5 protein-coding genes are annotated in these 7219 nt (G+C 62.6%); 3 read left to right on the top strand and 2 right to left on the bottom strand.

What is annotated here, in order from left to right; translation table 11 throughout:
• Positions 1–419 precede the first annotated feature (419 nt).
• Together BJF83_RS27230 and BJF83_RS25000 are read left to right on the top strand one after the other, a co-directional pair.
• Entirely contained in the window at positions 420–881 is a 462-nt protein-coding gene (locus BJF83_RS27230) for a hypothetical protein (RefSeq protein WP_262391881.1), read from the top strand.
• Between the two features lie 80 nt (positions 882–961).
• Positions 962–1444: a hypothetical protein gene (locus BJF83_RS25000; protein ID WP_075928255.1), complete on the top strand. Its 483-nt coding sequence runs from the start codon at positions 962–964 to the stop codon at positions 1442–1444.
• Positions 1445–1598: 154 nt separating this feature from the next.
• Here BJF83_RS25000 and BJF83_RS24995 read toward each other — a convergent pair whose 3' ends face one another.
• Complete coding sequence (locus BJF83_RS24995; protein WP_075928254.1) at positions 1599–2420, bottom strand: transposase family protein; 822 nt, start codon at positions 2418–2420, stop codon at positions 1599–1601.
• A gap of 1025 nt (positions 2421–3445) precedes the next feature.
• Positions 3446–5554, bottom strand: a complete 2109-nt coding sequence (locus BJF83_RS24985; protein ID WP_262391880.1) for a DUF262 domain-containing protein — start codon at positions 5552–5554, stop codon at positions 3446–3448.
• A 475-nt stretch (positions 5555–6029) separates the two neighbouring features.
• Here BJF83_RS24985 and BJF83_RS27220 point away from each other — a divergent pair.
• Positions 6030–7219 (top strand): hypothetical protein (locus BJF83_RS27220; RefSeq protein ID WP_143832085.1); only part of this gene is annotated, 1190 nt, incomplete at its 3' end.

The following is a 7219-nucleotide window of genomic DNA, read 5'->3' as shown; positions in this document are numbered from 1 at the left end:
CGGAGAGCTACGAGGCCGGGCTGCACCTATGCGGTGCGATGCTCTGGCTCCGCAGCATCGCACCGCGTCCATAATTCGAACTCCAGACAGGACCTAGTGGGGACGTACAGGTACCCGGAGGAGTTCCGCCGGAAGACGGTCGAGCTGGTGCGTCCCAGCGGCCGTCCCACCAGGGGTGGGCCAGCTTCTCGACGAGCGAGGTCGGGGGTCGGGCGATGCCGGTGAGCCAGGGGCGGGCCAGGACTGCACGGTTGAGCTTGGTCGCCACGACCAGAGCATGCCACGGCGCTTCAGCAAAGCCTCACCGCTATCACGCACCAACTCGTAAACGCTCTCTGCTTCTCGAACTGAAGCCTGAGAGCTCTCGCCAGGCGAGTGCGGGAACCTAGTTTCCGATCACAGAACATCGTTGACGCGGGATGCAGAATGACACAACAACAGTGGATACTTATGTCATGCGAGATGACGAGTCGACCCCCGCGCAGCCCCAGGACATCACTGCTCATCCCGGATGGTTCGGGTCGGGCTACGGCGGCAGCAGCGGCACCTTGACCCTTGCCATCCATGCAGACTGGCCTGCTTATCCCTGTGCGCCTGGAGGCCTGCACGGGCTCTTCGACCTTGCTCAGTTCCCTGAAGGTACCCTGTTCGACCCCATCGACGACATCGATCGTTGCGTCCTTTTCGTTGCCTACAAGTACGACCCCAAGAAGCCGGACCGCCCCAAAGATCCTTTCTCGGTGGACGCTTATCAAGTTGCGATCTGGCACGAAGATCTTCTTTCGCTGCAAGAACAAGGCTTATCACTGGTGTTACGCCGATCAGTGAGAGGGAGTGGGAACTGCGGCGACGAGTCGAGTCCGGTTGGCGGTGGGGACTGAAGCTCCATAGCAAGGATGATCAGGGTAATGTCACCGAATACGACTGGCCGGCACTTCCAGAGGCTCCGCACCCAGATGACATGGGCTTCGGCGCAGACCCGTACCCCTACCCCGCCTTCGAACATGATGGAGTCGACAGCTCGGTGACCATCACCGAAGCCGGTTGGCACCTGGTGACCCAGCAGCTCGCTTCCGCGGTTGACCTCCCCGATGACCTCCCCGACTTGCGGAAGCTGCTTGACTACGAGCTGTACGACAGCGCAATTCGGGAGGTTGGGATCGCGGTCGAGTCAGCCCTACGAGAGGCCGTAGGTACCGGCGACGGATACGGGCAGAAGTTGGTGAGGCAGTTCATTGATCACCTATCGGATGATCTTTTTGCTTACAACACACTACTCAAGATTTATCGACTCCGACTCCGGACATTCTTCAAGTTTGTTCGGAATCCACATGCCCATCACAAGTTTTCCGTGACCCGATCGCATGGGCTGGCTCTGATAGCAAGTGCCCTCTATCTAATTGCCGATATCAAGGAAATTTCAGAGGAGAAAGGGGGAGTCTAGTGCTCCAGTCGAACTTGGAGATCTCGGTCTGAGTAACCCTCCGGGCATGAGAAGGTCACCGCTGTGATCATGCAAGTGTGTTGGAACCAAACGATCAACTTTGGCCGTGCCACCCGCTGACCCTTTTTTATCCTGAAGGTGCAGTGAGGTGATCTCAACGAGTTTGTTTTTCGATATTGGTCAACGCCAGGGCGGCTTGCACGATCATCCCGATCTTGGACGGGCTCATCGTGGTGTGGCGCAGCACCCGCCATCGGCCGACCAGTACCGCCATCGCGCGCTCGCCGATGCACCGCAGGCCGCGTAGCAGCAGGTTGCGGGCCCGGTCGTCAACGTCCCACCGCTCCTCGTCCACCCCGGGCGGGCGCTTGAGAGGGGTGTGCGCCCCGGTTCCGGCACCGTCGTATCCGGGATCGGCCAGCACCACCAGCCCTTCGGCGGCGGCCTTGCGCAAAAGAGGGAACACGTGCAGGCGGGCGGCGGTGATATCCGACGTCGATCCGGGCTCGACGTCGGAGACCCACAGCGGTTCTCCGCGGGCGTCGGCGAGGAACTGGATGTTGCCGCCATGGCGGTGTTTGTGGCCGCTGTACCACACGTCCTTCTTGCCGTCGGGGTCTTTCTGCGAGCAGCGGTCACAGGCGAAGATCTTGCCGTCCAGCACGATCGGCCTCTCGGAGGTGGTGCGGGCGTGTTCGAGGACTCCGTGTAGGTCGGGGGCCTGGTCGGCCAGGACGGCGACGCCCTCGTCGATGTAGCGGTAGCCGGTGGCGCGGGAGATGTGGTTGTCCCTGGCCAAGGTCTCGATGGAGGTGTCATCGCGGAACCAGCGCAGGACCAGGACGGCCTGTTTGTAGCAGGTCAGGGCACGGGTCCCCTCGCGGGTGCCGCGCAGCTTGCGTTCGGCGGCCAGGAGACGGGAGAGGAAGAGAACGGCTTCCCTGTGGACGTCGAGGGTGGCAGTATAGGAAACCACGTGGAGCCTTTCAGGTGGACCGGCACGGTTTCGTCACCTCGCCTTTTACCTGGGGCTCCACGCCCATGTCAGGGGAACGACGGTTCACACCCCGACGTCACTTTTTTGCTGTTCGGGGCTTTCCTCCCAGCTTCCGAACTCGTTGAGATCACCTCAGTTCACGGGTTCACGCCGACCCCCTGGAACTTCCCCTGAAAGTAAGAGGATCGTGGTAGATGAGTTAACGACCAAAAACCTGCCCACCAGAGACTCATGCTGTTCCACCTGGCCGCGCTGCCCCCGTAACGTCGACCCTTGAAACATGGCCGACCGCACCATCCGCACTCACCGCAAGAACACTGGTTCCCGATGGCGACGCCCAAATTTCGCGCAACAGTTCCTGCTCGTGCTGGTCGGCCTGGATAAAGGATCGTACTCTCGGAACTCGTTCTCTTCGAGCCCTGGTTGTGTGTGAGGGTGGTGATGTGCACTTGGGGTCGGCGGATGGCGTGGCCGCTCAGCTTCGGCACTTGGGCGGGGCTGTACGCGTGTGAGGCGCGTTGGTCTGTTTCGTGCCGGAGGTGGTGCGGGAAGCGGCCGAGCGGACCGTGTGGCTGGTACTACGGGATGCTGGCGGGGTACGTCGGCATGTACGAGCCCGGAGAGGGCGTCGGGTCTTGGGCCCAGCTTGGGCCCACCCTGGACCCATCAGTGCGGTGTCGCGCCTGAGGAGAGGCAAAGAAACCGTTCTGAACTGGGATTTTGTGGCGCACCCGGCAGTATTCGAACCTGCGGCCATCGGATTAGAAGCGGCAAGAGCCGTGTAACGAGAGATTGTTACGCACGGTTCTGTGGAGGCCTCGGGGTGAGATTCCCCGGGTTGCCCGGTGCTCCGGGGCAGGAGCGGTAGAGCGCGACGGCATCGGCTTCGAACTCGGCCGGGTCGACCTTCATGGCCATAGGTGTGGACTCCTCCTCAGACTCAAGTGTCCGATATATCCACTGCTCGGAGGGAACGCTCGTGCGCTGCTACCCATCACCGAACTTCAACTCTTCGTCGGCCGGATGGAGTTCTGGAACTCAGTGCGAACGTCCCTCAACCGGCGGCCGTCCGCCACCGACCAGAAGTACCACCCGTTCGTGGCCTTCTTGCGCAATGTGTATCCGGCGGCCGACGGTGACGTGTAGCGCTTACCGGCCAGTTCGATGGCACCATCGGCGGTCAGGGTGGCTTCCCTGCCCTTGAAGTCCCGGTGCGTTGCCACCAGCTTGTCGCCAGGAGCGAGAAGCCCTGCCTCAATGAGGTGCTTCAACTCGACCCAGTCACCGGCCTTCGTCTGCGGGTCGACCACCTTGCCGTGATGGCCCTCCGGGACCGGCCACACCTGAAGGATCCGATCGATCAGCTCCGTCGTCCGCTCGTCGATCAGCTCCTCATCCCAGGCATGGTGCTCGGTTCGCTTGATCACCCGACCCGTGAGCGTGATCGTGTTGTGGTCCATCAGCGCCGATCGCTTCGCTGACCACGGTCCGTTGGACACCTTCGAGTTGAGCGACTTCGTCAGAAGCGTCAGGTTGCCCAGACGGTGGACGCGCCGCTGCCGCTCCTCGGTGTCCTCCGGCGTCTGTACGGCCCAGGTGTCGTGCCACTTCCGCGGAAGCAGGTGCTCGATCGGATAGCCTTTCCGCTCGATCTGCGGCTGGTCCGTCTCCTCCCGGTAGAGGTCCTCAACCGCTTCGAGGATCATGCGGAGTCGTCCCCGCGGGAACCGTGAGTATGCGGATTCCGTGGTGAGCGTCGTACGAACTTCCTCATCGCCGGGCCAATAGGTGCTCGTGACGTTCAGTCGAGCAAGGTGTCCAGTGACGCGTTCCACGAGTTCGTCGGCGGGGGCGGTGGAGTTTGCGGCGATGAGGTCGGCGACGATGCGCCCCAGGTCGCTGCCGGACAGGCGAATAAGCTGGCGACGTACGACCCAGCTCTCGGCCACCTGGATGATCTGGTCGACGGACTCTTGTGGAAGGTCTCGGCCCGGCTTGTGCAGCCAGATGAGCAGTGGCTTGAGCACCTCGACGCCGCTGGCCTGCATTCGGTACACCGCCATCTCGGCGGAGTCGAGGCTTCCTCCGTGACGGGCTGCGGCTTCTGTCCAGGACTCGTATTGCTGTGCTTGCTGCTTGATCTCAGGCAGCAGGTTGGCCATCTTGTGCCCGGACTCGAGCTCGACGTAGGACTTGAATCGGTTGAACGTCGCCTGCGGGCTGATTTCCTCGCCCGTACGCGACACAAGCCACTGGTTGAGGAACAGCGAGCTGCGGCTGATGAAGTTGCGCCCGACGCTGACCTCCTTCATCCAGAACTTGGTCTCGAACGGCCAGTCCTCCCGGTAGGCCTTCTTCGTGTCTGCGCCTTCGGCTTCAAGCCGCTGGAACACGAAGTTGCGCACAAGGTCGGCTGCGGTGAGCGGGGTGCCGCGAGCGTTGAGTGTCTCGAAGATCTCCTGGGAGTTCTCCGAGGCCTCCAACTCGATGGAGACCAGCTGAAGGCCGTCCAGCAGTACGTCGGTGAGCTTCTTGGCCTTGACGGTGTACTCGTCCGACCCGGGTAGGCCAAGCCACTGTTCAATGACCGTCGAGAAGTAGGCATGTGCGGCGACGATCTGGGAGTCCGAGTGGGCCAGATCGGTGTGGTCGACCGGCGGCTCAGCTGACATCACTTCGTCGAACGCTGACTGGTCCTTGTTGAGGTGGCGCACCTTCAGCCGGATGTCGCCATCATCGACATAGACATCGTCGTTGTGGGTGAGCCGTTCGAGCTGACCAGCGAGCCGCTCGTTGCCCGACTCCACCAGGAGCGCGCACGTGGCGTCCGCGAGGATCTGCAAGGTCGTCAGCCGCTGTTGGCCGTCGATCACGTTCCACGTCGTTAGCCGCTTGCTCTGAGCTTCATGGGACTGGATGACCACCGCTCCGAGGAAGTGAGTGGCGTTCAGATGGGGCTCGTCGATCCGGAGTTCGGCGATGCGCCGGATGTCCTGCCATAGCGGTTCCCACTGCTCATCCTCCTTCCAGACGTAGGGACGCTGGAACAGCGGGATCACGAAATGCTGCGGCAGGTTGAACAGTTGTAGCGGCGTCCGCTTGAAGGTCTCCACGCCTTCCATCATTCCTTACCCGTCCGACAATTTGGGCCGAAGTCCCCCGAGCGCATCGAAGCGTGGGTGGTGTGTTGGCCCATGTCTGGAGGGCGGAGCCCGCCCGGGGTGTTTTCGTACCGGGTAGGTAGAGGCTGCGGCGTGTGCCGGGTCGCCTCCCCGGCACGTGGCTGGGCGCTACAGCCGTTCGTGGTCAGTTCGTGCAGTTACTGGACCACACCATGAGTACCGGGGGTGCGTACAACAGGCTGCCATCACCACCGGGGGTGATCCGTGTCTAGGACCGGCTGCATTATGCGCTACTCCACTGGCCTTGGGGACTCGAGCCGGCCGTCGCCAAGACGGCACCATAGACCCCAGGCCCTGAAGGTTCATCAGTGCGGGCTGTCATCCCACTGCTGCGGCCCTCATTGCTCTCGAGACAGCCTGGATGACGCCCAACGGTCGACCTCTGTAGAGCCACGGAGTAGAGCAGATGACCGAGCGAACTACCTTCCTCGACCCTGACCCGCGCGACTGGCGCTCGCGAAAGATGCATGTCCGGCCCTTACGCTGGTACGCCACAGTCGTGCTTGACCGTGACGGGTACGTCGACGCCGCGAACGCACGGGGACACGACGCTGAGCTGCCCGCCGCCTACAAGGAGGCCGTCGACAGGGCGCTCAGTGCCTTTACGGACCGCATCTGGTACGACGGCTACCCGGGAGACTTCTCATATGGAGACGGTCCGCGCTGGGTCACCCTGTTCGTTCCGTACCCACACGTCGAAGCAGCGGTTAAGGCGCTCCGTGCAGCCGAGCTCGACCACAACTACAGCAGGCTCCACGCACTCGCTGACCGACTGATGCTTCCCATCGATGACTGGCTTGCCCCCGGCGAGCGGGAGCTGGTTCGCGGCGTCGACTTCGCCCCGCCACCCGGCACTTTCCTGCGGTTCCTACGAGGCAAGGCCAAAAGATGCGGAGTACGCCTTAACGGTCGGGCGACCGCCGGGAGTGTGTGGGTACGCCCGACACTTCCGCCTGGTGAGAAGCAGATACGGGAAAGATTTCCCGAGCGGTACCCCGGGTGGGTTGACCGCTGGACCGGACACGTCGAGCCGGAAGGTGCGACTTTCCGGCCATGGGTGGGAGGGCAAGAGCAGAACCTCAGCGTCGGAGCGACACCCATTGAGTTTCGCGCCGTGGAGACGCCGAGCGGCGGGGAATGCCCCTGCGGCATGAGCCTGCGGGAGCCCTGGGACAACGGTAAGGAGCACACCACCCATCACGCGGCGTGGACGTTCGGTATCCGAGTGCCCAAGAACCTGACGTGGTCGGGCAGCCTGGCCGTTGTGACGACACAGTCGCCCATCGCCTGGCGCAAGCTGGCCTACCAGGTGGCGCGGATGCCGCAGAGGGAGAACCACTACGACGTCAACTCGTGGTCCCACCTGGGGGAGGTCGAGGTGACGCCGGACAACGTGAGGGCGTATCTGTTGAAGGCGAACGGGCATGTCATCGGCTACCTGGCCGCCCATGACACCAACCACAACCAGCGCTGGGATCTGATCGACGGGTCGCGGTACGGTGACCAGGACGACACTCTGCGCCGGTCATGTCCCTTGGAGTGGTGTAACTCCTGGATGGGTGATCTGACCTGCAGGGCTATAGCAACGAGGCGAGC

Origin of the sequence: Nocardiopsis sp. CNR-923 (assembly GCF_001942255.1) — a bacterium.
GTDB lineage: Bacteria > Actinomycetota > Actinomycetes > Streptosporangiales > Streptosporangiaceae > Nocardiopsis.
The sequence above is the reverse complement of the archived record's forward strand: the minus strand, read 5'-3'. Positions and strand labels throughout refer to the sequence as shown.

What these genes read in the sequence shown, in the direction of transcription:
- BJF83_RS27230 (WP_262391881.1), top strand. Translation starts at nt 420, where the DNA reads ATGCAGAATGACACAACAACAGTGGATACTTATGTCATGCGAGATGAC.
- BJF83_RS25000 (WP_075928255.1), top strand. Translation starts at nt 962, where the DNA reads ATGGGCTTCGGCGCAGACCCGTACCCCTACCCCGCCTTCGAACATGAT.